General features: G+C 69.0%; 26 protein-coding genes and 1 tRNA gene. 13 read left to right on the top strand and 14 right to left on the bottom strand.

What is annotated here, in order from left to right; genetic code table 11:
- Window positions 1-50 precede the first annotated feature (50 nt).
- From ACZ7SW_RS02945 to ACZ7SW_RS02935, 3 genes are all read right to left on the bottom strand, one after another.
- A complete protein-coding gene (locus ACZ7SW_RS02945) occupies window positions 51-1,421 on the bottom strand; it encodes a putative T7SS-secreted protein (protein WP_470228711.1) in 1,371 nt (456 codons plus the stop codon).
- Window positions 1,418-1,738 (bottom strand): hypothetical protein, encoded by a 321-nt coding sequence (locus tag ACZ7SW_RS02940; RefSeq protein ID WP_470228710.1) that lies wholly within the window; start codon window positions 1,736-1,738, stop codon window positions 1,418-1,420. Before ACZ7SW_RS02940 ends, ACZ7SW_RS02945 begins: the two co-directional genes overlap by 4 nt.
- 314 nt (window positions 1,739-2,052) lie before the next feature.
- Window positions 2,053-2,138: transfer RNA gene (locus ACZ7SW_RS02935), tRNA-Leu, on the bottom strand.
- A gap of 130 nt (window positions 2,139-2,268) precedes the next feature.
- Between ACZ7SW_RS02935 and ACZ7SW_RS02930 the strand changes: the two genes are divergently transcribed.
- The 7 genes from ACZ7SW_RS02930 (at window position 2,269) to pknB (ending at window position 11,615) form a co-directional block, all read left to right on the top strand.
- Window positions 2,269-3,507, top strand: a complete 1,239-nt coding sequence (locus ACZ7SW_RS02930) for a DUF3662 and FHA domain-containing protein (RefSeq protein ID WP_470228709.1) — start codon at window positions 2,269-2,271, stop codon at window positions 3,505-3,507.
- Window positions 3,508-3,609: 102 nt separating this feature from the next.
- A complete protein-coding gene (locus tag ACZ7SW_RS02925) occupies window positions 3,610-4,071 on the top strand; it encodes an FHA domain-containing protein FhaB/FipA (RefSeq protein WP_037718919.1) in 462 nt (153 codons plus the stop codon).
- Window positions 4,068-5,444 carry a PP2C family protein-serine/threonine phosphatase gene (locus ACZ7SW_RS02920; protein ID WP_344282255.1) on the top strand — a complete coding sequence of 459 codons (1,377 nt, stop codon included), beginning with the start codon at window positions 4,068-4,070 and terminating at the stop codon, window positions 5,442-5,444. The genes ACZ7SW_RS02925 and ACZ7SW_RS02920 overlap by 4 nt, the downstream gene beginning before the upstream one ends.
- Entirely contained in the window at window positions 5,444-6,931 is a 1,488-nt protein-coding gene (locus ACZ7SW_RS02915) for an FtsW/RodA/SpoVE family cell cycle protein (protein ID WP_470228708.1), read from the top strand. The genes ACZ7SW_RS02920 and ACZ7SW_RS02915 overlap by 1 nt, the downstream gene beginning before the upstream one ends.
- Window positions 6,928-8,391: a peptidoglycan D,D-transpeptidase FtsI family protein gene (locus ACZ7SW_RS02910; RefSeq protein WP_470228707.1), complete on the top strand. Its 1,464-nt coding sequence runs from the start codon at window positions 6,928-6,930 to the stop codon at window positions 8,389-8,391. The genes ACZ7SW_RS02915 and ACZ7SW_RS02910 overlap by 4 nt, the downstream gene beginning before the upstream one ends.
- Window positions 8,392-8,394: 3 nt before the next feature.
- Window positions 8,395-9,633 (top strand): serine/threonine-protein kinase, encoded by a 1,239-nt coding sequence (locus ACZ7SW_RS02905; RefSeq protein ID WP_470228706.1) that lies wholly within the window; start codon window positions 8,395-8,397, stop codon window positions 9,631-9,633.
- Complete coding sequence (gene pknB, locus ACZ7SW_RS02900; protein ID WP_470229232.1) at window positions 9,630-11,615, top strand: Stk1 family PASTA domain-containing Ser/Thr kinase; 1,986 nt, start codon at window positions 9,630-9,632, stop codon at window positions 11,613-11,615. The genes ACZ7SW_RS02905 and pknB overlap by 4 nt, the downstream gene beginning before the upstream one ends.
- Window positions 11,616-11,678: 63 nt before the next feature.
- Here pknB and ACZ7SW_RS02895 read toward each other — a convergent pair whose 3' ends face one another.
- The 4 genes from ACZ7SW_RS02895 to ACZ7SW_RS02880 all read right to left on the bottom strand — a co-directional run bounded on the left by ACZ7SW_RS02895 (window position 11,679) and on the right by ACZ7SW_RS02880 (window position 14,398).
- The gene (locus tag ACZ7SW_RS02895; RefSeq protein ID WP_470228705.1) at window positions 11,679-12,008 is read right to left on the bottom strand and encodes an effector-associated constant component EACC1; all 330 of its coding nucleotides are present in this window, start codon (window positions 12,006-12,008) and stop codon (window positions 11,679-11,681) included.
- A 295-nt stretch (window positions 12,009-12,303) separates the two neighbouring features.
- A complete protein-coding gene (locus ACZ7SW_RS02890) occupies window positions 12,304-12,948 on the bottom strand; it encodes a hypothetical protein (protein WP_470228704.1) in 645 nt (214 codons plus the stop codon).
- Entirely contained in the window at window positions 12,936-13,739 is an 804-nt protein-coding gene (locus tag ACZ7SW_RS02885) for an ATP-binding cassette domain-containing protein (RefSeq protein ID WP_470229231.1), read from the bottom strand. Before ACZ7SW_RS02885 ends, ACZ7SW_RS02890 begins: the two co-directional genes overlap by 13 nt.
- A gap of 14 nt (window positions 13,740-13,753) precedes the next feature.
- Window positions 13,754-14,398, bottom strand: a complete 645-nt coding sequence (locus ACZ7SW_RS02880; RefSeq protein WP_470228703.1) for an aminodeoxychorismate/anthranilate synthase component II — start codon at window positions 14,396-14,398, stop codon at window positions 13,754-13,756.
- A 110-nt stretch (window positions 14,399-14,508) separates the two neighbouring features.
- Between ACZ7SW_RS02880 and ACZ7SW_RS02875 the strand changes: the two genes are divergently transcribed.
- Entirely contained in the window at window positions 14,509-15,825 is a 1,317-nt protein-coding gene (locus ACZ7SW_RS02875; protein WP_470229230.1) for an FAD-dependent oxidoreductase, read from the top strand.
- Between the two features lies 1 nt (window position 15,826).
- Here the strand turns inward: ACZ7SW_RS02875 and ACZ7SW_RS02870 are convergent, their stop codons facing one another.
- Complete coding sequence (locus tag ACZ7SW_RS02870; RefSeq protein WP_470228702.1) at window positions 15,827-16,723, bottom strand: NADP-dependent oxidoreductase; 897 nt, start codon at window positions 16,721-16,723, stop codon at window positions 15,827-15,829.
- Between the two features lie 62 nt (window positions 16,724-16,785).
- On the opposite strand from ACZ7SW_RS02870, the gene ACZ7SW_RS02865 reads away from it, so the two are divergent.
- The gene (locus tag ACZ7SW_RS02865; RefSeq protein ID WP_470228701.1) at window positions 16,786-17,379 is read left to right on the top strand and encodes a TetR/AcrR family transcriptional regulator; all 594 of its coding nucleotides are present in this window, start codon (window positions 16,786-16,788) and stop codon (window positions 17,377-17,379) included.
- Here the strand turns inward: ACZ7SW_RS02865 and ACZ7SW_RS02860 are convergent.
- Together ACZ7SW_RS02860 and ACZ7SW_RS02855 are read right to left on the bottom strand one after the other, a co-directional pair.
- Complete coding sequence (locus ACZ7SW_RS02860) at window positions 17,372-18,028, bottom strand: response regulator (RefSeq protein WP_470228700.1); 657 nt, start codon at window positions 18,026-18,028, stop codon at window positions 17,372-17,374. The two genes, ACZ7SW_RS02865 and ACZ7SW_RS02860, sit on opposite strands and share 8 nt — an antisense overlap.
- Window positions 17,968-19,770 (bottom strand): sensor histidine kinase, encoded by a 1,803-nt coding sequence (locus tag ACZ7SW_RS02855; protein ID WP_470228699.1) that lies wholly within the window; start codon window positions 19,768-19,770, stop codon window positions 17,968-17,970. Before ACZ7SW_RS02855 ends, ACZ7SW_RS02860 begins: the two co-directional genes overlap by 61 nt.
- 168 nt (window positions 19,771-19,938) lie before the next feature.
- Between ACZ7SW_RS02855 and ACZ7SW_RS02850 the strand changes: the two genes are divergently transcribed.
- The 3 genes from ACZ7SW_RS02850 to ACZ7SW_RS02840 all read left to right on the top strand — a co-directional run bounded on the left by ACZ7SW_RS02850 (window position 19,939) and on the right by ACZ7SW_RS02840 (window position 21,859).
- Window positions 19,939-20,655: an ABC transporter ATP-binding protein gene (locus ACZ7SW_RS02850; RefSeq protein WP_470228698.1), complete on the top strand. Its 717-nt coding sequence runs from the start codon at window positions 19,939-19,941 to the stop codon at window positions 20,653-20,655.
- Complete coding sequence (locus ACZ7SW_RS02845) at window positions 20,655-21,380, top strand: ABC transporter permease (RefSeq protein ID WP_470228697.1); 726 nt, start codon at window positions 20,655-20,657, stop codon at window positions 21,378-21,380. The genes ACZ7SW_RS02850 and ACZ7SW_RS02845 overlap by 1 nt, the downstream gene beginning before the upstream one ends.
- A 92-nt stretch (window positions 21,381-21,472) precedes the next feature.
- Complete coding sequence (locus ACZ7SW_RS02840) at window positions 21,473-21,859, top strand: SCO5389 family protein (protein WP_378308758.1); 387 nt, start codon at window positions 21,473-21,475, stop codon at window positions 21,857-21,859.
- A 44-nt stretch (window positions 21,860-21,903) separates the two neighbouring features.
- Here the strand turns inward: ACZ7SW_RS02840 and ACZ7SW_RS02835 are convergent, their stop codons facing one another.
- The gene (locus ACZ7SW_RS02835; RefSeq protein ID WP_470228696.1) at window positions 21,904-23,277 is read right to left on the bottom strand and encodes an FAD-dependent oxidoreductase; all 1,374 of its coding nucleotides are present in this window, start codon (window positions 23,275-23,277) and stop codon (window positions 21,904-21,906) included.
- A 68-nt stretch (window positions 23,278-23,345) separates the two neighbouring features.
- Here ACZ7SW_RS02835 and ACZ7SW_RS02830 point away from each other — a divergent pair, with 68 nt between their 5' ends.
- A complete protein-coding gene (locus ACZ7SW_RS02830) occupies window positions 23,346-23,966 on the top strand; it encodes a PadR family transcriptional regulator (RefSeq protein ID WP_470228695.1) in 621 nt (206 codons plus the stop codon).
- Here ACZ7SW_RS02830 and ACZ7SW_RS02825 read toward each other — a convergent pair.
- The 3 genes from ACZ7SW_RS02825 to ACZ7SW_RS02815 are packed head-to-tail and all read right to left on the bottom strand — an operon-like array spanning window position 23,963 to window position 26,039.
- Complete coding sequence (locus tag ACZ7SW_RS02825) at window positions 23,963-24,958, bottom strand: LLM class flavin-dependent oxidoreductase (RefSeq protein ID WP_470228694.1); 996 nt, start codon at window positions 24,956-24,958, stop codon at window positions 23,963-23,965. The genes ACZ7SW_RS02830 and ACZ7SW_RS02825 overlap by 4 nt on opposite strands.
- Entirely contained in the window at window positions 24,928-25,086 is a 159-nt protein-coding gene (locus ACZ7SW_RS02820) for a hypothetical protein (RefSeq protein ID WP_093572273.1), read from the bottom strand. Before ACZ7SW_RS02820 ends, ACZ7SW_RS02825 begins: the two co-directional genes overlap by 31 nt.
- Entirely contained in the window at window positions 25,086-26,039 is a 954-nt protein-coding gene (locus tag ACZ7SW_RS02815; protein WP_470228693.1) for a class E sortase, read from the bottom strand. Before ACZ7SW_RS02815 ends, ACZ7SW_RS02820 begins: the two co-directional genes overlap by 1 nt.
- Window positions 26,040-26,501 lie beyond the last annotated feature (462 nt).

Genomic DNA, 26,501 nt, shown 5'->3' with positions numbered 1-26,501 from the left:
CCCTTGATTCACCCGTCACCTCTAACGTCACAGTCACCTCCGGGCTCGCGTCAGCCGCCGGTGATCTTGTCCGCCGCGTAGTCTTTCGCTTCGGCCTTCGCCACGCCGATCCCGGAGTTGACCGCAACTCCGGCCACGATTCCCTTGTTGCTGAACGGTTCCAGGTTGACCCCGGGAAGCTTGTTCGCCAGATCGACGGCTTTTCCGTGCGAGTACCGGGCCGCCTGGTCGATCGCCGCGGCGGGATCGGATCGCAGCGCGTTCATCGTGATGGGGCTGACGTCCTGGCCGCCGATTTTGACCACTTGCCCGTCGATCTTGATCGCGGCGCCGGCTCCGTCCCTGGCCACCGTGCCGCCGATTCCCTTGAGCACCTTTTGCCCGACGCCTGGCACCTTGCCCGCCAGTTCGCCCGCCTTCCCCATTTTCGCCAGAGCAGCCCCACGCGTGGCCTGGGTGACCGCGTTCTTGGCTCCTGCCACGACTTTTCCGCCGGGAATGACGCCAACCGCGTCCATCGCGATACTTCCCCACGACACCTCGGCGCCAGCGGCTTTCGCGAGCAGCTTCGTCCCGGCGGCCGCGGCACTGACCCCTACCGCCGCGGCCGCGGTGACCGCGTTGACCCCGGGGATCCAGGACGTGGCCAGTGCGACTACACCCAGCACGTTGCCGACGGTGGACAGTACGTCGCCGATCTTGGCGATGACGTCGGCGTGGTCCTTGACCCAGCCCCAGACGTCGCCGGCGAGTTTCTTGATCCCGTCGACCATTTTGCCGATGGCATCGCCGATTTTGTCGAGCAGACCAGGTTCTTCCGGCGCTTCGTCCTTCGCCTTGCGGAGTGCTTCGGCGACTTGGCCCGCGAGGTCGACGTGCTGGGCAAGCAACCGTTTCGCGCTCTCGCGCAAAGCGTCCAGGTCTCCCTGCGCCTTGTTCAGTTGCTGCTGCGCCTTCCCCAGCGCCTCCTGGGCCTGCTGCACCTGCGCCGGGTCACTGAAAGTCTGCCCGGCCAGCCGAAAGTCGGGGTTGGCTTGTGCCGAGTTCACCTGCGTCTGGGCCGCCTCCGCCTGGTGCTCCAGGTCCGCCGCCTGTCGCTGCATGGTGCCGAGGTCTTCGGCCCACCTGGTCAGGGTCCCGGAGGCACCGGACAGCGATCGATGCGCCTTGTCCAGGTAGTCCGGCACCTGCCCGACCGTTTTCTGGAACGCCCGCGCCCCGTCGCCTTCCCAGAATCCGTCGGATTTCCCGAGCTTCGTCAGATCCTCGTAGGCCTGGCCCATTTCGGTCGCGACGCTGCCCAACGTCGTCGCGACGTCCGTCACCTTCGCCACGACACCGGGCGCGGGATCGAACCCGAGAGCCGGATAACTTCCGGTCCGCACCGGCGCGACCGCGTCCTCGACCCGGTCCCAATTCATCGGCCCGGCCCGTCCAGCCGAGCGCTGATCGCCGACGGCGAGGCGGCGGCGGGCGCACCCGTCCCTTTCCCGAATTGGTCCGCGACCTTCTTCTCCATGTCCGCGTAGACCTGTTTCGCTTTGGACAGCCCCTCGGCCACGGTCCCGGAGAACTCGGCGATCTTCCCGATCCCGTACTCCCACCGATCTTGGAACTCGCCACCGGCCGAATCGATGTCCCGGCTCCCCAGCTCACCGGGCGAAGACCCCTTGAGCTTCGCGTTGGCGCTGGTCATCCGCTCTTTGGCCTGCTCGAGCGTGGAGATGAGAGTCCCCATCCGCCCAAGATCGACCTGGTACCCGCCCGACATCCACGTCTCCCCTCGCAGCCGTCAGCGCCACTGATTGTAACGAGACAACCACCCCCCGACAGCAAAACGCAGAAACCCACCCGCAAAAAATGTGCCCCGCCCCACACCGCCCAGCGACCCCGGCGACCCCAACCAACCGCCAAGCCGCGGCCCACTCACCACCCCGCCCGCCAACCGCAACCGAAGGCACCGCGGGGGTCCGGGGGCTCGGCCCCCGGGTCAAAGGACGACCGACAAACGGAAAAGGCCCCCAGTCGCGCAAGCGGCTGGGGGCCTGACCATGGTGGGCGAGGAGGGAGTTGAACCCTCACGTCCTTTCGGACACACGGACCTGAACCGTGCGCGTCTGCCATTCCGCCACTCGCCCGAGTTGCTTCCTTGAGGCAGCCAGCAAAGCTTAGCAGGGCCTTCCGACGGGTTTCACCGGGGGCATGCCCAACCCTTCCTCCCCCGGATAGGATCGAGGGGGAAGCACACATGTGAGGAGGTTGTCCCCGGTGGGTCGCGTTGAGCGCTTTGACAGGCGACTCGAGAACCTGGTGGGGAATACTTTCGCGCGCATGTTCGGCGGCAACGTCGTCACGCAGGAAGTGGCGGTTGCGCTCGAGAGGGAAGGCGAGGAGAACGTTCGTGAGCTGGCAGGCGGTCGGCAGCTCGCCCCGAATCACTACATCGTGTCTTTGGGGACGGCTGACCACGATCGCATGGCCGGCGATGAGCAGCGGGTCACCGGGGTTCTCGCGAGGGCGGTGGCGGAACACCTCGCCGCACAGGGCTGGGACACCTATGGTGACGTCGTCGTATCACTCGAGCGCAACGAGGCGCTGCATACTGGACAGTTCAAGACCCGTTCGTCCGTCGATCCCGACGCCCGCGCCAATGCGGGGGAAGGGCCGTCACGGTCGGCACGACCCAGCAACGCAGGAGACCCACCAATGAGCCAGCCCCCCGGCTACGGCCAATACGACCAGGGTGACCCGTACGGCCAGCAGGGCCAGTACGGCTACGGACAGCAGGGTGGCCAGCAGCCCGGGTACGACCAGGGCTACGGCGGCCAGCCTCCCGCGCAGGGCTACGACCAGGGCTACGGCGGCCAGCCCCCGGCGCAGGGCTACGACCAGTACGGCGGCCAGGCCCAGCAGCCCGGTTACGACCAGGGCTATGGCGGGCAGCCGCAGCAGGGTTATGACCAGGGTTACGGCGGCCAGCCTCCCGCGCCGGGCTACGACCAGGGCTATGGCCAGGCTCCGCAGGGCGGGTACGACCAGGGCTACGGCGGTCAGCCGCAGCAGGGATACGACCAGGGTTACGGCGGCCAGCCCCCGGCGGCGGGCTACGACCAGGGTTACGGCCAGCAGGGCGGGTACGACCAGTACGGCGGCCAGCCGCAGGCGGCCTACGGCCAGGACCCGTACGCGCAGCAGGGCGCTCCGGTTCCCGGACGGCAGCTGCAGGCGAGCCTCCAGTTGGACGACGGCTCCAACCGCACCTATTCGCTGAAGCAGGGCGCGAACGTGGTCGGCCGCGGCCAGGACGCCGACTTCCGGCTCCCGGACACCGGCGTGTCCCGGCGGCACCTGGAGATCACCTGGGACGGCCAGAGCGCGACGCTCGCCGACATCGGTTCGACCAACGGGTCCACGGTCAACGGCACTCCGGTGCAGACCTGGCAGCTGGCCGACGGCGACGTGATCCGGGTGGGCCATTCGTCCCTGGTGTTCCGAACCCAGGGCTGATCGCAGACCGTCCACAGGGTTCCCGCAGAATTGTCGTGCGGGGGGAACCGCGGCGCGCGTGGCGCCGCGGCTTGCAGGCACAGGCGGGAGCGGACACAACAAGTGCCAGAGCTGGTCGTTCAACTCACCAGAGTGGGCTTTCTCGTGCTGCTCTGGCTCTTCGTGTTCGCCGCGCTCCGAGTCGTGCGCTCGGACCTCTACGCCGCGTCGGGCCTCCGGGTCCAGGTGCCGTCCTTCCGCCGCAACAAAGAGAAGAAGCCGCGGGGCAGCAAGGCCCCGCAGCAACTGCTCGTCACACACGGAGCCCTCGCGGGCACCCGCATCGCGCTCGACGGGCGGCCGATCCTCATCGGCCGGGCCGACGACTCGACGCTGGTGCTCGACGACGACTACGCATCGACCCGGCACGCCCGGATCGCGCTGCGCGGGGAGGACTGGTACGTGGAAGATCTGGGCTCGACGAACGGGACCTATCTCGACCGGGCTAAGGTCACTGCACCCCTCCGGGTCCCGCTCGGAGTCCCCATCCGGATCGGCAAGACGGTGATCGAGCTTCGCCCATGACTCTCGTCCTCCGCTACGCGGCCCGCAGCGACCGGGGCCTGGTGCGCTCTAACAACCAGGACTCCGTGTACGCCGGCCCGCGTCTCCTCGCACTCGCCGACGGCATGGGCGGGCACGCCGCAGGTGAGGTGGCCAGCAAGGTCGTCATCGCCTCGCTCGCCCCGCTCGACGACGACGAGCCGGGAGACGACCTGCTCGCCCAGCTCCGCGAAGCCGTCCAGAACGGCAACGCGGCGATCGCCGAACTGGTGTCCCAGGACCCTGATCTCGACGGCATGGGCACCACGCTCACCGCTGTCTTGTTCGCGGGAAGCAGACTTGGTCTGGTCCACGTGGGCGACTCCCGCGCGTACCTGATGCGCGGCGGCCAGTTCGCCCAGATCACCCGCGACGACAGCTTCGTCAACGAACTGCTCGAACAGGGCCGCATCACGCCGGAAGAGGCGGCGGTGCACCCGCAGCGGTCGCTGCTGCTCAAAGCGCTCACCGGACACGAGGTCGAGCCGAGCCTCACCGTGCGCGAAGCGCGTCCCGGTGACCGGTACCTGATTTGCTCCGACGGTTTGTCCGGAATGGTCAGCGACGAGACGCTCGCCGAGGCCGTGCAGATCCCGGATCCGCAGGACTGCGCCGACCGGATGATCGAACTCGCGCTCAAGGGCGGCGGCACGGACAACGTGACCGTCATCATCGCCGACGTGGTCGACGTCGATTTCGGCGACGACGCCCCGATCGTGGGCGGGGCCGCGGGCGACGGCAGCGACGAGATGCATCAGGGCGACTCCCCCGCGGCCAGGGCGCGCGCGCTGACCCAGCCGCCGCCGCAGCCGCGACCGGAGCAGCAGGCCCCGCCGGAAGACCCGAAGGCGAAACGGCGGAAACGGTTCCGCTGGCTCGTGGGGGCGGTCGTGGTGCTGATCGTGCTGGGCGCCGCCGCGATCGCGACTCGATACTTCGTGCTCAGCCAGTATTACGTCGGAGAGGGCCCCGATCAGGAGGTCGTGATCTACCGCGGCGTCCCGGGCAGCATCCTCGGCATCGACCTGCACGCGCTCGAGCAGGGCTCCTGCCCGCCGGGCCAGCTGTGCACCGACAAGCTCCGCGTCTCCGCGTTGCAGGAGGACGCGCGGATCGCCGTGCAGAACGGCGTGAAGCGCGAAAGCCTCGACGACGCGCGCAAGTACATCGACGATTTCCTGCGTCTCAAGAAGAAGCTGTCGGACTGCAAGCCGACCTCTTCCACGGGCGTCCCGCAGTCGGGTGCGCCCTCGTCCAGCGTGGCGCCGCCCGGCGGCACGCCTTCGTCGGCGAACCAGCCTGCGGGGAGGGACTGCTCGACGGCGGGTACGCCGCCGACAGGGGGCGGTAACTGATGGGCCAGCCGTTGGCCGACCCGACGTCCGCCCAGTTCGCCACCAATCCGCCGCGAGACCTCCCCAAGCGCAGGGGCACGGAGCTCGCGTTGCTGGCGTTCGCGGCGGGCATCGTCACCCTGGCGCTGGTCATCGTCGAGGCCAACCAGGAGCAGGAGCTGACGCTCTCGATCCTGTGGGTGGGACTCGCTTACCTCGGCGTGCTCGCCACGACGCACCTCGCCGTGCGCCGGTGGGCCCCGTACGCCGACCCGGTGCTGCTGCCGTGCGTCGCGCTGCTGAACGGGATCGGGCTGGTGATGATTCACCGGCTCGACCTGGCGAAGGCCGAATCGGCGTTGCAGCGCGGCAAGGAGTACTCGCCGGAGATCACCAAACAGCTGCTGTTCACCGCGGTTTCGCTGGTGCTGTTCGTGATCGTGCTCGTGGTGGTCAACGACCACCGCACGCTGACCCGCTACAGCTACATCGCCGGCCTGGTCGGGCTCGGCGCGCTCGCGCTGCCCGCGGTGCTGCCCGCCAGCCTGTCCGAGGCGGGCGGCGCGAAGGTGTGGCTGAAGCTGCCGTTCTTCTCGATCCAGCCGGGCGAGTTCGCGAAGCTGCTGCTGATGATCTTCTTCGCGTCGTTCCTGGTGTCCAAACGCGATTTGTTCATGGTGGCGGGCAAGAAGTTCCTCGGCGTGGAACTGCCGCGCGCGCGTGATCTCGGCCCGATCCTGATCGCCGCCGCCGTCGCGATCGGCGTGCTCGTGTTCGAGAAGGACCTCGGCACGTCGCTGCTGTATTTCAGCATCATCCTGGTGATGCTCTACGTCGCGACCGAGCGCGCGATCTGGGTCGTGGTCGGGCTGACGTTCTTCGTCGGCGGCTGCCTCATCGCCTACAACCTGTTCGGCCACGTCCAGCAGCGCGTGGAGAACTGGCTCAACCCCACCGGCCCGCGCTACGACGTGCTGGGCGGCAGCTACCAGCTCGCGCAGGGCCTGTTCGGGCTCGGTACCGGCGGCGTCGGCGGCACCGGGCTCGGCGCCGGCCGCCCGGACATCCCGCCCGCCGCGAGCACCGACTTCATCACCGCCGCGATCGGCGAGGAACTCGGCTTCATCGGGCTGGCCGCGGTGCTGATGCTGTACGTGCTGCTCGCGATGCGCGGTATGCGCAGCGCGCTGGCCGTGCGCGACACGTTCGGCAAACTGCTCGGCGGCGGGCTCGCCTTCACCATCGTGATCCAGATCTTCGTGGTCGTCGGCGGCGTCACCGCGCTCATCCCGGAAACCGGGGTCACCGCGCCGTTCCTGTCCTACGGCGGCTCTTCGCTGCTGGCGAACTACATCCTGGTCGCCCTGATGCTGCGTATTTCGGACGCGGCGCGCAGGCCGGCCTCCCGGCCGAAGCCGCAGCAGCCGCAGGCTCCGATCGCCGAGGCGCACACCGTGCTGGTGCGGCGTCCGCCAGCCGAAGGCGACCCGAACGGGAGGACCGCGTGAACGCCCCCCTGCGCAAGGTCGGCATGGCGATGCTCGTGATGATCGTGCTGCTGCTGGCCAACGACACCTACGTCCAGGTCATCAAGGCCGACACGTACCGCACCGACCCGCGCAACCAGCGGGTGCTCTACGACGAGTACTCCCGCCAGCGCGGCCAGATCGTCACGCCGGACGGCACCGTGCTCGCCGGCGTGAAGCCCTCGACCGACAAGTTCAAGTTCTTCCGCACCTACGCCGACGGCCCGATGTACGCCCCGGTCACCGGGTACTACTCGATCAACTACGGCGCGGGCGGGCTCGAGCGCGCCCAGGACGACGTGCTGAACGGGTCGGACCCGCGGCTGTTCGTGCGCCGGTTGTCGGACATGGTCACCGGCCGCGATCCGCGCGGCGGCAACGTGAAGCTCACCATCGACCCGAAGGTGCAGAAGGCCGCCTACGACCTGATGACGCAGCGCGGCTACACCGGCGCGGTGGTCGCGATGGAGCCGAAGACCGGCCGCGTCCTGGCGATGGTGTCGACCCCGTCGTACGACCCGAACCAGCTGGCGACGCACGGCACCGACCAGAACAAGGCCTGGGACGCCTACTCCAAGGACCCGAAGAACCCGATGCTGAACCGGGCGATCTCGGAGAACTACCCGCCGGGGTCGACGTTCAAGATCGTCACCGCCGCCGCGGCGCTGGAGAGCGGGATCGGCCCGGACACCCAGGTCAGCACCGCGCCGAACGTGCAGCTGCCGGGCACGAACACGACGCTGGAGAACTACGGCGGCGAAACCTGCCCCGGCAACACGTTCAAGGACGCGCTGGCGCACTCGTGCAACGTGCCGTTCGCGACGTTCTCCGGCCAGCTCGGCGCGGACAAGATGAAGGCGGCGGCGGCCAACTTCGGCATCGGGCAGAACGACCTCACCGTGCCGATGCGGGTCGTCGGCTCGACCGTCGGCCCGCTCGACTCGCCGGGCGCGCTCTACCAGAGCGGCATCGGCCAGCGCGACGTCCGGCTCACCCCGCTGCAGGACTGCCTGCTGTCGGCGACCGTCGCGAACAACGGTTACGCGATGAAGCCGCAGCTGATCCAGTCGATCCTGGCCCCGGACCTGTCGACGGTCGAGAACGTCGACCCGGAGCAGCTCACCGGCAAGCCCGCGCTGTCGCCGGAGAACGACAAGATCCTCACCGACATGATGATCGCGTCGGAGTCCTTCACCAAGGGCGGCGGCAAGAACGACGCGCTGAAGATCGCGTCGAAGACCGGTACCGCCGAGCACGGCGCCGACTCGAAGAACACCGCGCCGCACGCGTGGTACACCGCGTTCGCGCCGTCTGACAACCCGCAGATCGCCGTGTCGGTCGTCGTCGAGAACGGCGGCAACCGCGGTCTCGCCGCGACCGGCGGCACGGTGGCCGCCGAGATCGGCCGTGCCGCCATCGCCGCCCGGCTCGGGGGTGGATAGCAGATGCTGTCCTCGGGTCAGCTGCTGGCCGAGCGCTACAAGCTGACGAACCGGATCGCCGTCGGCGGGATGGGCGAGGTCTGGCAGGCGAGCGACACCCGGCTCGACCGGATCGTCGCGGTGAAGGTGCTGAAGGCCGAACTGTCCGGCGACGCCGAATTCCTGCACCGGTTCCGTACCGAGGCGCGGATGACCGCGTCGCTGAACCACGCCGGGATCGCCGCGGTGCACGACTACGGCGAGACAGTCGACGAGGATCTGTCCATCGCGTACCTGGTGATGGAGTACGTCGAGGGCGATCCGCTGGCGGGCATCCTCGCCAAGCACGGGCGGCTCACCGCGGACTACACGCTCGACCTGCTCGAACAGGCGGGCACCGCGCTGCAGGCCGCGCACGAGCAGGGCCTGGTGCACCGCGACGTGAAGCCGGGCAACATCCTGGTCACCCCCGCGGGCAAGGTGAAGATCACCGACTTCGGCGTGGCCAAGGCCGCCGACGCGGCCCCGGTCACCCGCTCCGGCATGGTCATGGGCACGGCGCACTACATCGCGCCGGAGCAGGCACTCGGTCAGGACGCGGAACCGGCCAGCGACGTGTATTCGCTCGCCGTGTGCGGGTACGAATGCCTCGCCGGGCACCGGCCGTTCCTGTCCGAGAACGCGGTGACGGTCGCGATGATGCACATCCGCGACGTCCCGCCGCCGCTGCCGCCGGACGTCCCGCCGGGCGCGCGGGCGGTGATCGAGGCGACGCTCGTGAAGGACCCCCGGCAGCGGTACGCCAGCGGCGGCGAGTTCGCCGGCGCGGTGGCCGCGGTCCGGGCCGGCCGCCCGCTGCCCACCCCGCTCGGCCTGGTCAACGCCGCCTACGCGGCAGGCCAGGCACCGCCGGTTCCGCCCGCATTGCCGCAGGCGGCTCCCGGCGCGCCGATCGGGCCCAGCTCCAATCCGGCGTTCCGGCCGCTCTCGGCTCCGCCGGGTCCGCCAGTGCCGCCGGTCCCGCCGCCGAGGCGGAATCAGTGGGGCTGGTGGGTACTTCTCGCGGTGGTCGTCGTCGTGGTCCTGGTGGCCGTGGCGTTCTTGATCGCGAGAGTGGTGTCGGCCGGCAACGGCGGACCGCCGCGAAGCGTGGACAGCGGGAGCGGACCGACCTCAGCCACCCCGGCCGGTACGAGCGAGGCCCAGGGCCTGCAAGGCATGATGACCACACCTTGGACGGAATGGAACGGCACGAAGCGATGACGACACCCAGACTGCTCTCCAATCGGTACGAGCTGGGCGACACGCTCGGGTACGGCGGTATGTCCGAGGTCCACCACGGGCACGACGTGCGGCTGGGCCGGGAAGTCGCGATCAAGGTCCTGCGCGCGGACCTCGCCCGCGATCCGCAGTTCCAGGAGCGGTTCCGGCGCGAGGCGCAGAACGCCGCCGCGCTGAACCACCCCGCGATCGTCGCCGTGTACGACACCGGCGAGGCGAACACCGATGTCGGGCCGCTGCCCTACATCGTGATGGAGTACGTCGAAGGCCGGACGCTGCGCGACATCGTCAAGACCGAGGGCCCGCTGTCGCAGAAGCGCGCGATGGAGGTCATGGCCGACGTCTGCGCCGCGCTCGACTTCTCGCACCGGCACGGCATCGTGCACCGCGACGTGAAGCCGGCGAACGTGATGATCACGAAGAACGGCGCCGTCAAGGTGATGGACTTCGGCATCGCGCGCGCCATGCACGACGGCCAGTCGGCGATGACGCAGACCGCGGCCGTCATCGGCACCGCCCAGTACCTCTCGCCGGAGCAGGCGCGCGGCGAATCGGTGGACGCCCGCTCGGACGTCTACGCGGCGGGCTGTGTGCTGTACGAACTGATCACCGGCGAGCCGCCGTTCACCGGCGATTCCCCGGTCGCGGTGGCGTATCAGCACGTGCGGGAGGACCCGAACCCGCCGTCGTCGGTGAACCCGGCGGTGTCGCCGGAACTGGACGCGGTCGTGCTGAAGGCGCTGGCCAAGGGCCCGGCGAACCGGTACCAGTCGGCCGCCGAGATGCGGTCGGACCTGGTCCGGACGCTCTCCGGGCAGCGTCCGTCGGCCCCGATGGTGATGTCGGACGACGAGCGCACCCAGGTGATGAACGCCGACCGGCGCCAGCCGCAGGCCTACGACGAGTACGCCGACGATCCGGAAGAGGACCCGCGGGCCAAGCGCCGCCGCCGGATCATCTTCGCGGTGATCGCGGCGCTGCTCGTGGCGGGCGTGGTGCTGCTGATCGTGTGGCTGTCCGGATCGTTCCGCGACACCAACAAGGACGCGCAGGTCCCGGCGGTGCTCAACCAGCCGGTGCCGCAGGCGAAGGCGACGCTGCAGCAGCAGGGCTTCTCGTCGTTCGGGCCGACCAAGAACGTGGTGTGCGGCCCCGAGGCGAGCAACCCCGGCGGCCAGACCTGCACCGAGGACCAGATCGACAAGGTCATCGCGATCGACCCGCAGGTCGGCGCGACGGTGCCGACCACGTCCACGATCACCCTCACCGTCGGCGTGAAGCCGGGCACCACCAAGGTGCCGGACCTGCAGGGCAAGTCGCCGGACGAGGCGAAGGCGGCGCTCGAGCAGGCCAAGCTGAAGCTCGGCAACACGACCTCGAAGACCGTCGAGAACCAGAGCGACGTCGGCAAGGTCGTGTCGCAGAGCCCGACCGCGAACTCCTCGGCCACTGAGGGCACGCCGGTGGACATCGTCGTCGGGTCGGGCGTCGCGCAGAAGAAGGTGCCGAACACGGTCGGCCAGGACTACGCGACTGCGAAGCAGACGCTGGAGAACGCCGGTTTCCAGGTCCAGCGCACCGACCAGAACTCGGACAAGCCGAAGGACCAGGTCATCGACCAGCAGCCCAACGGCGGCAACCTGCCCCCGAACAGCCTGGTGAAGCTGACCGTGTCGTCCGGTCCGCAGCAGATCCAGATGCCGGACCTGACCGGGATGACCCAGGACCAGGCGACGCAGGCGCTGCAGAAGGAAGGCTGGTCAGGCAGCATCCAGACGCAGACGACGCACAGCGGCGGCGGCCAGCCGAACACCGTGGTGAAGCAGAATCCGCAGGCAGGCAGCCAGATCAGCCCGAACCAGACGATCGTGCTGACGCTCAAGGCCGACGACGGCAGCGGCGGCTCGCCGACGACGAGCACCGGCGGGATCTTCCCGCCGGGCGGAATCCGCAACAACGGCTGACCCGCTCGTAACGGAGGGCCCGCACGGTGCGCACCGTGCGGGCCCTTTTTTCGCGCCGGCCGATCAGTCCTGGTCGAGGAAACTCCGCACGCTGGCGAGCACCTCGTCTACGTCGTGCCCGCCGCCGCAGTCGACGTCCAGCTCTTCGACGGCCCCGGACCGCTTCACGGTGAGCGACACCTGCCGCCCGTCGCGCTGCCCGCGCAACCAGCCGAAAAGGGACCGGCAGAAAGTGCCCGCCGACCGGCTGCTCACCATCACGACAACGCCACTGCCGGGCCCGGCGAGCCGCACCCGGCCGGCGAGTTCATCCTCGGCGCCGAGCCAGGAAACCAGCTGCCGCAACTCGTCCGCGGAGCCGTCCACACTGATCGCGGCGATCCCTGCCGTCACGGATGCTCCCCTCACGGGCCGAACAGACGGCGCGAGGGTAACCGACTCGCTACCGAATCCGGAACCCCCAAATCGGCATATGCGGAATGCAATTTGCGAATTACAGTGCGTGCTGTCGCTGGAAATGCTGCTTGACCAGAGAGGATACGCACATTTACCGCACTGAGTGGCAGGCGGTCGAAATCGCTGAATTCGCTGTCCGATGGGAGGTGGATGCCCCCGCCAGCCGGATCGAACAAAGGGAAGAATATTCCAAGCCGTGTGGTGACCGAGTGGTGGTTTGCGTCGAAGAGATTCAAGACCGGCGCGCCGAGACCGCGGCGACCACAGTCATGCTCGCTGCCAGCAGCACCACCGACATGCCAATCGCCAATCCCAGCGGGCCGCCGTACGGGGCACCGCTCATGAGCGCCTCCAGCAGCGGATGCACCAGCGGAACCCACTTCCCCAACAGCACCGCGCCGAGCACGAGGACCGCCACGAGCACTGTCCATCCGATGCGCGACACCAGCAATCGCGAGCAAGGCAGGCCGATCGCGATGCCGACCAAAGCGCACGCCAGATGTGTCGCCAAGCCAGCACTGATGATCTGCCAGTGCAGCTGATTCCGATGCGTCCCAGCCCACGCGACGGTCGCCACCGTGCACACCAGGGTGCAGCCGAACACCGAAACAACCGCGCCGCCAATGGTTTTGCGGTTTCCCCCAGCGTGGTTGAGCGTGATCAACCGCTGCACCGGGTCTTCGATGTCCAGCAACGCGATCGTGAGCCAGCAACCAAGTACGAGAACCCCCGCGCCGCTCACGCCGTACAACGGAAGCACTGGCGAACTCGGGTCTGCGTAAAGGATCGAGCACAAAGCGAGGTACGTGAGCCCAGCCGGCAGGTATCGCTGCGAATGTCCCAGCAGCGCCAGGTAATAACGGCTCACTGCGAGCACGGCGCCACCTCCCGCACCGACCAGCCGCCGGACAGGGCGCGCAGCAGGACGGCGTCGGCGTGTTCGGCGTCGACGGTCAGGACCACGCCGCCTGCCTGGTCGGCGACCGCGTGCACGCCTGGTTCGGCGGACCAGTTGTCGACGCTGGACGACACCGGCAGCAGGGTGATCCGTTTGCGCTCCGGATGGGTTCCCAGCGGCGCGATCCGGCCGGATTCGAGCCGGTACACCTCGTCGGCGTGGTCGCGTACGACGTCTGGCCGGTGGTCGGTGAACACGACGCTCGCGCCCCGGGCGCGGGTTTCCGCGACCAGTTCGCCGAGCACCGCGTGTGTGCCGACGTCGAGGCCGGACCAGGGTTCGTCGAGGATCAGCAGGTCCGGGCGCACCAGGACGGCTTGGGCGAGGCCGACCTTCTGCGCGTTGCCTTTCGACAGCGTTCGCAGCTGCGCGTCCGGGCTGCCGACCAGTGCGAGCCGCTTCAGCAGCGGGTCGATGCCGGACAGGTCAGCCAGCCCGCGGATCCGACCGAGATGCCGCAGGTACGCCCGCGCGCTCAGCCGCTGGCCGCCGGGGAACCGGTCCGGCAGGTAGCCGACCGACGGGCTTCCGATGCGGTCGCCGTACGACGCCCGCGAAACCCCGGCGAGTATCCGCAGCAGCGTCGATTTGCCCGATCCGTTCGTGCCGAGGATGCCGACGACCCGTCCGGCGGGCACCTCGAAATCGACGTGCGTCAGGACGGGTTCGCCGCTGCCGTAACGTTTTCCGACTCCGCTGAGCCGGATCAGCGGAGTCGGCGCGGTCACGCAGTCGCGGCCTTCTGCAGGGTGCGGGTGGCCCGCTCCAGGTCGTCGACGACCGACGGCGCGACCGGGTGCCCTGCCGAGGCCATCCAGTTCGCGAGCATCCGGTGCCCGCATTCGGTGAGGACGGACTCGGGGTGGAACTGCACGCCCTCCAGCGGCAGCTCGCGGTGCCGCATGCCCATCACGATGCCGCTCTCGGTGGTCCCGGTGACCTCGAAAACGGCCGGATCGATGGTCTCCGGCAGCACGGTGAGCGAGTGATAGCGAGTGGCGGTGAACTCCTCCGGCAGCCCGGCGAGGATGCCGGCGCCGGTGTGGCGCACCTGGCTGGTCTTGCCGTGCAGCAGCTCGTTCGCCCGGTCGACGGTGGCGCCGAAGTGCACGCCCAGCGCCTGGTGGCCGAGGCAGACGCCCAGCATCGGCGTGCGGGTCTCGGCGCATTTCGCGATCACTTCGATGCTCTGACCCGCACGTTCCGGCGTTCCCGGACCCGGGGACACGAGCACCGCGTCGAACTCGGGCACGCGATCGAGGTCGACGACGTCGTTGCGCCACACCGTGCAGTCGGCGCCGAGCTGCGCCAGGTACTGGACGAGGTTGTAGACGAAGCTGTCGTAGTTGTCGACGACGAGAACGCGCATGCCGCCAGCTTAGCGGCTCCCACCTGCTGGACCGTACGCCAGATCACAGTGATTGTTAGGATCACCTAACTTACCGTGGACCGGTGAGCCGAATCCTTCGTGTCGCCGTGGTGGGCGCCGGCCCCGCCGGCATTTACGCCGCCGACCTGCTGGACAAGTCCGACGCGAGCGTCGAGATCGACCTGTTCGAGCGCATGCCAGCGCCGTTCGGGCTGATCCGCTACGGCGTCGCGCCCGACCACCCGCGCATCAAGGGCATCGTCAACGCCCTGCACAAGGTGCTGGACCGGCCGAACATCCGGCTGCTCGGCAACGTCGACTACGGCACCGACCTGAAGCTCGACGACCTGCGCGAGTTCTACGACGCGGTCATCTTCGCGACCGGCGCGATGGCCGACCGCGCACTCGACCTCCCCGGCATCGACCTCGACGGCAGCCACGGCGCCGCCGACTTCGTGTCCTGGTACGACGGCCACCCGGACGTGCCGCGCACCTGGCCGCTCAATGCGTCCTCGGTCGCAGTGCTCGGCGTCGGCAACGTCGCGCTGGACGTGGCGCGCGTGCTCGCCAAGACCGCTGACGAACTCCTGTCGACCGACATCCCGGCGAACGTCTACGAGGGGCTGAAGGCCAACCCGGTCACCGACGTGCACGTGTTCGGCCGCCGCGGCCCGGCGCAGGCGAAGTTCTCACCGCTGGAACTGCGCGAACTGGACCATTCGCCGAACGTCGAGGTGATCGTGCACCCCGAGGACATGGAGTTCGACGAGGCGAGCGTCGCCGAACTGCGGTCCTCCAAGCAGACCGACATGGTCGTGAAGACGCTGCAGGAATGGGCGATTCGCGACGAAGGCACCCGTCCGCGCCGGCTGCACCTGCACTTCTTCCACTCGCCGGTCGAGGTGCTCGGCGAGGACGGCAAGGTCGTCGGCCTGCGCACCGAACGCACCGAGTACCGCGACGGCAAGGTCGTCGGCACCGGCGAGTTCCACGACTGGGACGTGCAGGCGGTGTACCGCGCGGTCGGGTACCTGTCGTCGCACCTGCCGGAGATCCCGTTCGACCACACCGCGGGCGTCATCCCGAACCAAGGCGGCCGCGTGCTGGACCTGGACGAGAACCAGGTGCCCGGCGTGTACGTGACCGGCTGGATCAAGCGCGGTCCGGTCGGCCTGATCGGGCACACGAAGGGCGACGCGGCCGAGACCGTCGCGAACCTCCTGGCGGACGCGGACACTCTCGCCGCGCCGCGGCATTCGTCGCCGGACGCGATCCTGGAATTCCTTGCCGCGCGAGGAATTTCGTTCACCACCTGGGAAGGGTGGGGCAAACTCGACACGCACGAGAAGGCGCTCGGCGAGGCCGAGGGACGCGAGCGGGTGAAGGTCGTGGAGCGGGACGAGATGGTGCGGGTTTCGCTCGGCTGAGTCAGTTCACGTAGACGATCTTCCCGCGGGCGTGCCGGGTTTCGCTCAGTTCGTGCGCGGCCGCGGCTTCGCTCAGCGGGAAGGTCGCCGCGACGGGAATCCTTAACCGGCCTTCCTCGGCGAGCTTTACCGCGGCGTCGAGGCCATGCACTGCCAGCGGGTCAGCGCCGGGGATCGAGGCGCTGTGCGAGAAGTGCACGCCATGCTGTGGCGCGGTGGCGTCGGTGATCGTGATGACCCGGGCAGGGTCTCCGGCGATCTCGATCAGGTCCGGCAAGGCTCCCCCGGCGCAGTCGAAGACCGCGTCGACGCTGCGGACTCGGTCGACCAGCCCGGGCCCGTAGGTCGTCGGCTCGGCACCGAGGGAACGCAGGAAATCGTGGTTGTGCGGGCTCGCGGTGCCGATCACGGTGGCACCGCGCGCTACTGCCAACTGGACCGCGACCGAGCCGACCCCGCCCGCCGCGCCGTGCACCAGGAGCGTTCCACCAGGCAACTGATCCAACACCCGGGTGGCGGTTTCGATCGCGCCCGCGGCACCGCCTGCCTCGGCCCAGCTCCACGCGGCCGGTTTGGCTGCCCAGTGAACGAGAACGGCGTACTCGGCGTTGGCTCCGCGGCGATTCGCGGCTGTCATGCCGAAGACGGGTGCACCAGGCTCGATCCCGGCAACTCCGTCGCCGACCTCGTCCACCACTCCCGCAGCGTCGTACCCGGTCCGGAACGGGAAGGTCACCGGCATTGTGCGCGCACCGGACCGGATGGCGATTTCGCCGGTCGAAAGGCCGGAGGCACGCACGGAAACGCGAATCTCACCAGGCCCGGCGTGCGGTTCGGCGACATCGGCGACGTGTACGACGCTGGGCGGGCCATACTGGGAAAACTGGACTGCTTTCATGCGTTCGAAGGTATTACCGCAGGTCAGCAGCACCGCCGGAAGTGAGAGGGGTGACGGCCGAAGTGAGACGAACCGACGCCTCCCACAACCGCTTGCGCATTCTCGCGACGGCCCGGGTGGCTTTCACCGTGCGCGGATACGGCGTGCCGATGCGGGAGATAGCGCGGCAGGCCGAGGTGAGCGTCGCGACGGTTTACCGGCATTTTCCGACCAAGGACGCGCTCATCGCCGAAGCCTTCGCCGAGGAACTGGCGTTGTGCTCGTCGATCGTCGAGGAGGGCCTTGCCGCGGCTGACCCGTGGCAGGGTTTCGTCCTCGTGCTGGAGAAACTCGCCGAGGTGCACGCGCGTGAGCAGGGCTTCCGCGCGTTCGTCGCACAACTGCCGCGACGACTCGACTTCGCCGCCGACCGCGCCCGGACGCTGCGGTTGCTGCTCGAACTCATCCGCCGGGCGAAGGAAACCGGCGAGCTACGCCCGGATTTCGTGCTGGAAGACATTGTGCTGGCGCTGGTCGCGGGCGGGGGCATCCAGGTGGAACCGGTTGCCGCCCGCGTCGCGGCGGTACGACGGTTCACTGCGTTGCTGATCCAGTCGTTCCGGGCATCTCCAGCCGCCGGACCGCTTCCGCCAGCTGTGCGGGTGCCGCTCAGCTAGAACCGAGGAACTTCAGCACGGCCAGCACGCGGCGATTCGTGTCGTCCGACGCGGAGATCCCGAGTTTGCCGAAGATATTCGCGGTGTGTTTGCCGACCGCGCCTTCGCTGAAGTACAACCGGCTGGCGATCGCGGCGTTCGAACAGCCTTCCGCCATCAAGCCGAGCACCTCGCGTTCTCGCGGAGTCAAGGCCGCCAACGGGTCGGAAGCGTTGCCAGCCACCAGTTTCGCGATCACTTCCGGGTCCATCGCGGTCCCGCCCGCAGCGACCCGGCGGACCGCGTCGATGAACTGCTCCGCGTTGAATACCCGATCCTTCAACAGATAGCCGACCGCGCCGGTGCCGTCCGCCAGCAGTTCGCGCGCGTACAGCTGCTCAACGTGTTGCGACAGCACGAGAATCGGCAGTCCCGGCGTCTCCCGGCGAGCCGCGAGAGCGACCTGCAGACCCTCGTCGGTATTGGTCGGCGGCATCCGTACGTCCACAATGGACACGTCCGGCCGGTGTTCCCGGAGCGCGGCGGCGAGTTCGGGCCCGGAGCCGACGGCCGCGACGACGTCGAAGCCGTGCGCGGCGAGCAGGTGGGTCAGGCCGTCTCGGAGGAGGTACTGGTCTTCGGCGACGACGGTTCGGGGTCGAGCTGGCACGGCACCTCCACAATCGCCTCCGTCGGGCCACCCGGCGGGCTGGTCAACGCCAACCTACCGGCGAACCCCGACAGTCTCCGCTCGATCCCGCGCAAACCCGTGCCGCGCGCGGCGTCCGCCCCGCCCTTGCCGTCGTCGGTGACCGTCGCTCGCAGCAGCCCGTCGAGATATTCCAGCGCCACGGTCGCGCGCCGGGCCTCGCCGTGTTTTGCCGCGTTGCCAAGTAATTCGCACACCGCGAAGTACGCGCAAGCCTCCACTGGCTGTTCGAGCCGCCCCGGCACCGTCGCCGTGACCTCGACTTTCAACGGACTGTCCAGCGCCGCCGCCCGCACCGCGTCGACCAATCCACGCTCCGACAGCACCGGCGGATGAATGCCCCGCACCAGCGACCGCAGCTCGGTGAGCGCTTCCGACGACGCTTCCCGCAACTCCGCGGCCAGCTGTTTCGCCTTGTCCGGATCGTGGTCGATCAATGCTTCCACCGCGCCGAGCTTCATCCCCATCGCGACGAGCCGCGACTGGATACCGTCGTGCAGGTCGCGTTCGATCCGCCGCAGCTCCGCGGCCTGCGCGACGTTGACCTCGACCCGCGTCTGGTCCAGCCGGTGCACACGCTGCGCCAGCCGGGACGCCTCGGTCGGACCGAGCAGCCACCGCCCGAGTTTCGCCTGCCAGCCGGCGAGCCACGGCGTCGGCAGCAGCCCGGCGAACACCGCCGCCAACGCCACCGGCGTCATCGCGAACGCGCCTCCGGTGCTGGTCACCGCGGGCAGCCCCACCATCTCGAACCAGCCGTGCTGGCCGGTGCTCCACAGCGCGACCAGGCCGTAAATCCCCCAGAAGACCAGCGCCGCCGACGGCACCCACAACACCGGCGTCACCACTGGCAACACCACCGCGGCCGCCATGTCCCGCCAGGTCGCGCGGTCGTGGAGCACCCAATGGATCCGGGCGCGCAGCATCGGCCACCACGGTTCCTCGTACAGCTGCTTGCCGAACTGGTACAGCCCGTCGCCGCGCGGCACCGGCAGCGCGGGCGGCGGCAGATACGGCTGGGCGATCCGCACCCCGGTCCAGCGCTCGGCTTCGCGGCGGAAAGTGTCGGTGACCGCGCGACTGGCCAGTGTGAGAGTCGGAAACACCACCACCGCGCCGGTCAGCACGATGATCTGGGCGACCGCCATCCCCAGCTGTGCCAGGGAAATCGCCCACAGCCCGAGCTGATACCCGAGCGCCTCGGACCGGCGGCGGAGCCAGCTCTTCTCGCGCGGCGCGTGCGGACCAAGCCAGTACCCGGTCCACCGGGCGTACCCACGCAGCGCGACCGGGCCGGCGACCAGCGAAAACGCGGCGAAAACCAGCGCGACCAGCGGGTTCAGCAGCTGCCAGCCGAACTCCCTGCCGGTCGCCGGATCCTCCATGATCCACGTGAAACGTCGATTCCAGCGGATCCACCACGCTCGCCGGTAGAGCTGGGTGCCGTCGCGATACCAGCCGTCACGCTCGCGTACCGGCTCCGGCGGGGCGGGCCGATACGGGCTCGGGATCTCCTGTCCGGTCCACCGGCCGACCAGCTCCCGGGTACGCCGCGACCGAACGCGCGCGAGTTCCACCGCTGGGGAGAAGAAGAGCACGAGGCCGACGCACAACAACGCGAACGCGATCAGTTCGAGCAGGACATCGACCCAGCTCACCACCGCGAGCCCGGCGAGTGCCCACGCGCGCCGCACCGACGTCATGGCCACCCCCTTTCGCGCCCCAGTCTCGCCGCCCCGGCCGCGTCGGACCCTGGCCGCAGCTCCCGGACCGGGGTGGCCCTAGCCCCACCCCGGCACTCGCAAAACCCCACCTCAACTGAGGTTTCCGGCTCATTCTGCCGGACTGCGGGCGCTCCTAGTGTCGTTCGCATGCCACTTATCGAAGTTTCCGAACTCCGCAAAGCCTATGGGGGCCGGGTCGCGGTCGACGGTGTCTCCTTCTCCGTCGACCGCGGCGAGATCTTCGGCATTCTCGGCACGAACGGGGCGGGCAAGACCACCACGGTCGAATGTCTCCAGGGTCTGCGTTCGCCGGATTCCGGCACGATTTCCGTACTGGGCTTGGATCCGGCGCGCGACGCCGCCGAACTGCGCCGCCGCGTCGGCACCCAACTGCAGGACGCACGGCTGCCGGAGAAGCTGCGGGTCCGCGAGGCGCTCGCGCTGTTCGCGTCCTTCTATCCGAACCCGGCCGACATCGACGTCCTGCTGACCAAGCTCGGCCTCGAGGCCCACCGCGACATCGCCTTCGGCAAGCTTTCCGGCGGTCTCCGGCAACGGCTGTCCATCGCGCTGGCCCTGGTCGGCAACCCCGAGCTGGCCATCCTCGACGAACTGACCACGGGCCTCGACCCGCACGCCCGGCAAGAAACCTGGCGGCTAGTCGAGAACGTGCGCGCCTCCGGCGTGACGGTCGTACTGGTCACTCACTTCATGGACGAGGCACAACGGCTGTGCGACCGCCTGGTCCTGCTCGACCACGGCCGCGTCATCGCCAGCGGCACCCCCGCCGAACTCCTCGCCAACACCCGCCAGCCCACCCTGCACGACGCGTTCGTCGCTCTTACTGCTCATGGGGTTCTCTGATGCGTACCTTGCTCGCCACCGAAGCAAAACTGTTCCTGCGCACGCCGCTGTGGGCGATCCTGGGCGTCTGCCTGCCGACCGCGGTCCTGCTGGGCGTCGGCTCGATCCCCGGAATGCGGGAGCCAAGCCCCGTCACCGACGGCTACCGATTTGTCGACCTGTGGGTGCCGTCGCTGGTCGTGATCGCACTGGCGATGCTGGGCCTGCAGGTGCTCCCGGCCGCCGTCGCGACCTACCGCGAGCACGGCGTCCTCCGCCGCCTCGCCACCACACCCGTGCCGCCCGCATATCTCCTGCTCGCGCAGGTGCTGATCCACGCCGCGGTGGCACTGGCCGGGGTGGCGCTGATGCTCGTCACCGCCAGAATCGCCTTCGACGTGCCGATCCCGCGCCATTCCGGGCTCTTCCTGCTGGCCCTCCTGCTAGGCCTGGTGTCGGTCTTCGCGCTGGGCCTGATCGCCGCGTCCCTCGCCCGCACCGGCAAAGCCGCGGGCGGACTCGCGATGATCGCCTTCTTCCCCATCATGTTCCTCGGCGGCGTCTATCTTCCACGACCGCTGCTGCCAGCGGTGCTCCAGAAAATCGGTGCCTACCTCCCACCCGGCACCCAGTCGCTGCAAGACGCCTGGGTCGGCAATGGCGGGCAGCCGCTGCAGTTCGTCGCGTTGGCCGCCTTCGCGCTGGGCGGAACGGCGCTCGCCGTGCGGCTGTTCCGGTGGGAGTGATCCACCAAAGTGGTGATGAAACTCGTTTTCTCTTGTGGCCGGGTCCGGCGGGCCGGTAGCTCTGAGGGGTACCGCTGACCATGGAGGTTGTCTTGTCCTTGGACGTATCGCCCGCGCTGCTGGAAAAGGCCGAACGCGGGGAGGTCTCCGACGCCGAGTTCGTGGCCTGCGTGCGGGAATCGCTGCCCTACGCGTGGGAGGTCATCACCGGAGTGATCGCGGAAGCGGACACCGCCGCGGACGGATTCGCGGACAACGAAACCCCGCCGCCGAGCGAGGCCGAGCGCGGCCAGCTCCTGCGCGCGCTGGCCTCGGACGCGATCCGGGGCGGGCTGGAGCGGCATTTCGGGGTGAAGCTGGCGTTCCAGAACTGCCACCGGGTGGCGGTGTTCCGGGAGGCGGACGGGGATCGGTACCGCGCGTTTGTTTCGCCGCGGGGACAGTTGCTGAACCAGAGCCCTGAACTGCGGGACTGCTAACCAGCGTGTCTCGGGGTTTGCCCGGCACCGGGCAAACCCCGAGTTCAGTCCTCGTCTTCGCGGCCGGCGCCGCGGAAATTCAGCTCGGAAGCGAGCACCTTGCGTTTGACCGGGCCGACCCGGTCCATCACCCGCATCGCCGTGCGCATGCCGGCCCGGGCGAACGCGCCGCCGACGCCGCCCTTGTGCAGGATCGAGCGGCCGTCCATCTGCGCCCGCGATTTGACGACCGCGTCCCAGGCGTAGCGGGCCATCTTGGTCTCGTACTCGTGCACCGCCGCCAGCAGGGAAACCTCGCCGCGGGCGGCTTTGGCCAAAGTGCGCGTGAGCAGGCGGGCGTCCCGCAGCGCCGTGTTGGCTCCGACGCCGCGGCCCGGGGTCATGGTGTGCATCGCGTCGCCGATCAGCGTCACGGTGCTGGTCTTCCATTCCGGGATCGGCTCGGACGTCCGGATCGTCAGCGGGAAGCTGCTGCCCGGGTCGCCGAGCGCGAAGATCCGGCGGAAGTCCGGATGCCAGTCCTTGGCCAGTTCCAGCACCACCTGCTGGATTTCCTTGCCGCGCAAGCGAGTCACGTCGTCCGGCAGCCAGGTGTCGGCCGCCGCGAAACCCCACATGATGTAGTCGCGGCTGTTGTCGTAAAGCAGGCCGGGCCAGTTCTTGATCAGTTCGGCGTCCGTGGCCCCAATGCCGTTCTTGACCTCGCCGTCGTTGTCCCACTTGAACTGCATGACGTGGAAGACGCACATGCACCCCTTGCCGCCGTGCACCAGGCTGACGCCGCGCAACATCCGTTCCGGGAGCAGCGCGCGGGTCTCGGCCGTGAGCGGGGTCTTGCCGGTGAGGCCGATCAGACCGGTGTCGACCAGCTTGGCCTGCGGCAGGTATTGCTTGCGCACTACTGAGTTCGTGCCCTCCGCGCCGATCAGCAGATCACCGGTCGCCGAGCTGCCGTCGGTGAAGAAGGCGGTGACCCGGCCGTCCGGGGACCGCTCGTAGCGCGAGAACGTTTTGCCGAAGACGACGACGTCCTCGACCCCGGTCAGCAGCACCTGCCGCAACGTCATCCGGCTGACCGACTCGTCCTGGTCCTCCTCTAACGGCAGGTCCTCCGGCTTCACCTCCGCCAGGGAGGAAGAGAACAGGAACTTCTTGTCCTTGGTCATCTGGTTGCCGTAGATCGGCCGCGACGCACAGGTGGCGAGAAAAGTCCGGTACAGCTCTGGGCTCAGGTTGTCCCGCAGGGCGCGCTTGCCGTCGGCGTCGATGCCGACCCGATAGCCCTGCAGCCCGTCGCGGCGGGCGCGGTCGCGTTCGTAGACCGCGACGCTGATCCCGGCCCGTTTGAGGCCCTGGGCCAGGCATAGACCACCGGTGCCCGCTCCGATGACGAGCACGTGAAATGGCGAACTGTTCATAGTGTTATAGATACTAGTGTTACTAACACTAGTCGACCGGCAACGGAGCGTTCGGCTAGTCTGTGCCCGTGACCAGCAAGTACCGGCGCTCGCCGCTGGCCCTTGCCGTGCTCGCGCTCCTCGCCGAGCGGCCGCTGCATCCCTACGGGGTGCTGGCGATGCTCAAACAGCGAGGCAAGGGCGAGGTGATCAACATCAGCCAGCGCGCCACCGTGTACAAAACCGTCACGCGACTGGCCGACGCGGGACTGATCGCGGCGGGGCAGACCGAGCGCGACCAGCAGTACCCGGAACGGACTCTTTACGAGCTGACCGGCGAAGGCCGCGCGGTGCTGGACGAATGGCTGGCCGAAATGCTCGTCGGCGGCGACCGCGAGTACCCGGAATTCCCGGCCGCGCTGTCGTTCCTGATGCTGCTGACCCCGGACGAGGCGCTCCGCCTGCTGACCCGGCGACGCGACCAGGTGACCGCGCACGCCGCTGAACTCGAAGCCGGACTGGCCGAGGTCGACGCGATGCCGGACTTCCCGCAGGTGTCCGTGGTGGAGATGCGCTACCTGCACGCGATGGCCGCGGCGGAAATGGCTTGGTTGAGCCAGACCATCGACGATCTGGCGAGCAAACGGCTCGACTGGGAAGCGGCACAGCTTGCTGCGTACGCCGAGGCGCACCTGCCCGCGATCGACTAACCCCGCAGCGCGGGCAACACCTCAGCGCCGATCCGCGCGATATTCGCCAGCGTCCCCTCCACCGTGCCGGACGCCTCCACGAACATGATCACGTGGGCGATCCCAGTACGGCCGAGACTCGTCCGCAAGGTCTCGACACAATGGACAACCGGGCCGACCGGATGGATCGCGCACAGTTTTTCGGTGTACTCCCCAGGATCCCGAGCCGGACCAGGCCGATCGTCCACCGGCACGTGGGCGGCCAAGCCATCCGACAGCCAACCGGGCAACGCACGGCGCACCACCGCGGCGGCATCGTCACCGACCTGGCACAGCACGGTCGACACGTGGGCCGCCGGTTTGCCGTAAGCAGCAACAGTTGCCGACTTCTCCGCATCATCCGCGTGCAGGCCCAGCAATAACGGCAACTCACGTTCAGCAGCCAGCCGGACCGCGGAAGAAGCCGGTCCTCCGCAGGCCACCACCACTTGCGGGGAGCGTTGCGGAGCAGGGCGCAGCCGTACCTCGCGGAAGGCGAAATGCGAACCGCTGGCCGAGACCCGACCAGACGCAGAGGTCAGCAGGAGATCCAGCGACTCGGCGAAACCCGTTTCGTAGCGCGGCAATCCAGTGCCGAACACCTCCAGGTCCTGCCACGGCCCGCCCCGGCCAACACCCAACCGCAGGCGGCCCTCGGAGAGGGCGTCGAGCATTGACCATTGCTCGGCCAACGCGACCGGATGCGTCGTGGACAGCACGCTCACCGCCGTACCCACGCAGATCCGCGACGTCTGACCAAGCACGTGCGCGGCGAGCGTGATCGCCGACGGGCACACCCCGTACGGCATGAAGTGGTGCTCGGCCAGCCACACGTCGTCGAAACCAGCGGTCTCGGCCGCGGCGGCCGCGCGGACGGTACGCCGCAGTACGGCGGCGTCGTCCTGGCCCGGGAAGCGGCCCGAGACCAGGAAGACGCCGAACCTCAGTTGTTCACCGACACGTTGTTGAACCACAGCAGCGGGTCCAGCCACGGGAACACCACGAACATCAGCAACGCCACGATTCCGAGCACCAGCACGAGCGCGATCGCGAACTTCACCGCGAACGGACCGGGCAGATGCCGCCAGAGCCAGCCGTACATCAGGAACCGACTCCGATCTTCTTCAGCAGCGTCGTGTAGTCCGACACCTGCGTCTTCGGCACCTGGCGGGTCAGCACCGAGGTGATGATCAGCCGTTCCTTCGCCGAGAACTGCGGGTGGCACGTGGTGAGCGTGAGCAGCGAAGCCTGCTGCGCCTTCGGCAACGCGTCAGCCGGCTTGTAGGGCACCGCGTTCACCGCGTCGCCCTGGCTCGGCTGGACGACCTTGCGGCCGAACGTCTCGTCGTACGGCCCGCCGCCGGGGATGCTCGAATTGCGCAGCGTGGAGACGCCCTTGCACTCCGGCTGCGCGCCCTTGCCGCTGCTCCAGCCCTTGATCTCGTCGTCGTAGGGCAGCACCTGGTAGATGAAGAAATCGGTGTGCGTCTCGATGACGATCTGGTCGCAGGAGCTCAGGTTGTCCAGGTCGTTGAACGGCGCGCCCTTGCCGACGCGGTGCCCGGCGATGCCGAAGTTGCCCGGCTCGCCCGGCAGCGCGGTGCCCTTGTAGTGGCCGGGGCCGACGGCCAGCGAGTCCTCGCCGGTGCCTTCCTGGATGGTGAAGTTGAAGTCCGCGCCGAACGACGGGATGTGGATCCGCGCGAACGCCTTGCCGTCGATCAGCTCGGGGTGCAGCGTGCGGTCCTTCTGCCAGTCGCCCTCGAGCTGATCGCTCGCGGTGTGCTGTTTCTCCGCCGAGAACAGGTCGGTGACCCAGACCTCGTAGACCATGAACAGCAGCACGACGACGCCGAGCGTGATGAAGATTTCGCCCGCGGTGCGGATCGCGATCCCGCCCTTGCCCAGCGGCGGCGGGGTTTTCTTGACCTTCTTGTCGTCCTCGTCGGCGACCGCGACCGCGGAGAACACCTCGGTCGGCTGGTCGGCGAACTCCGGACCGGTCATCCGCCGCCGGGACGGATCCGGGGCCGCGCCGCCCACCCGGCGAGGCATCTGGCGGCCTTCTTCCGGCTGACGGCGGGGATCTCCGCTACGGGGACGTCGGCCAGGGTCTCCCGGCTGGGGACGATCGGCGCGGAACTCTCCGCTACGGCCGCCTGCCGCGCGCGGGTCGGCCGGCCGTCGTTCGCCGCGCGGCGGGGTGCCTTCGGCGCGGAACTCCGCGGTGCGCCGGGGCTGTGCGGCTCCGCGAGGATCCGCGCCGCCGAAATCCCCGCCGCGGGGGTCACCCTCGCGGGGCCTGCCCTCGCCCGCTCGCCCTTGCCCTGGCCGGTTTTCGCCGCCCTGGGCCGGTCCGCCCCGGTCGATCGGCGTGCGCTGTTCGGGTGATCTACGACCCGGATCGCCGGCCACTCTTCGCCGCGGCGGCGTCTCCCCGGCCTGCCTTCTCGGCGGCGGGGGTTGTCGGCGGACCGGGCGGTCAGGTCCCGTGCCGGGGCGGCGGTCGTCCTCGCC

This window comes from Amycolatopsis sp. NPDC114484, assembly GCF_055633755.1.
The sequence above is the reverse complement of the archived record's forward strand: the minus strand, read 5'-3'. Positions and strand labels throughout refer to the sequence as shown.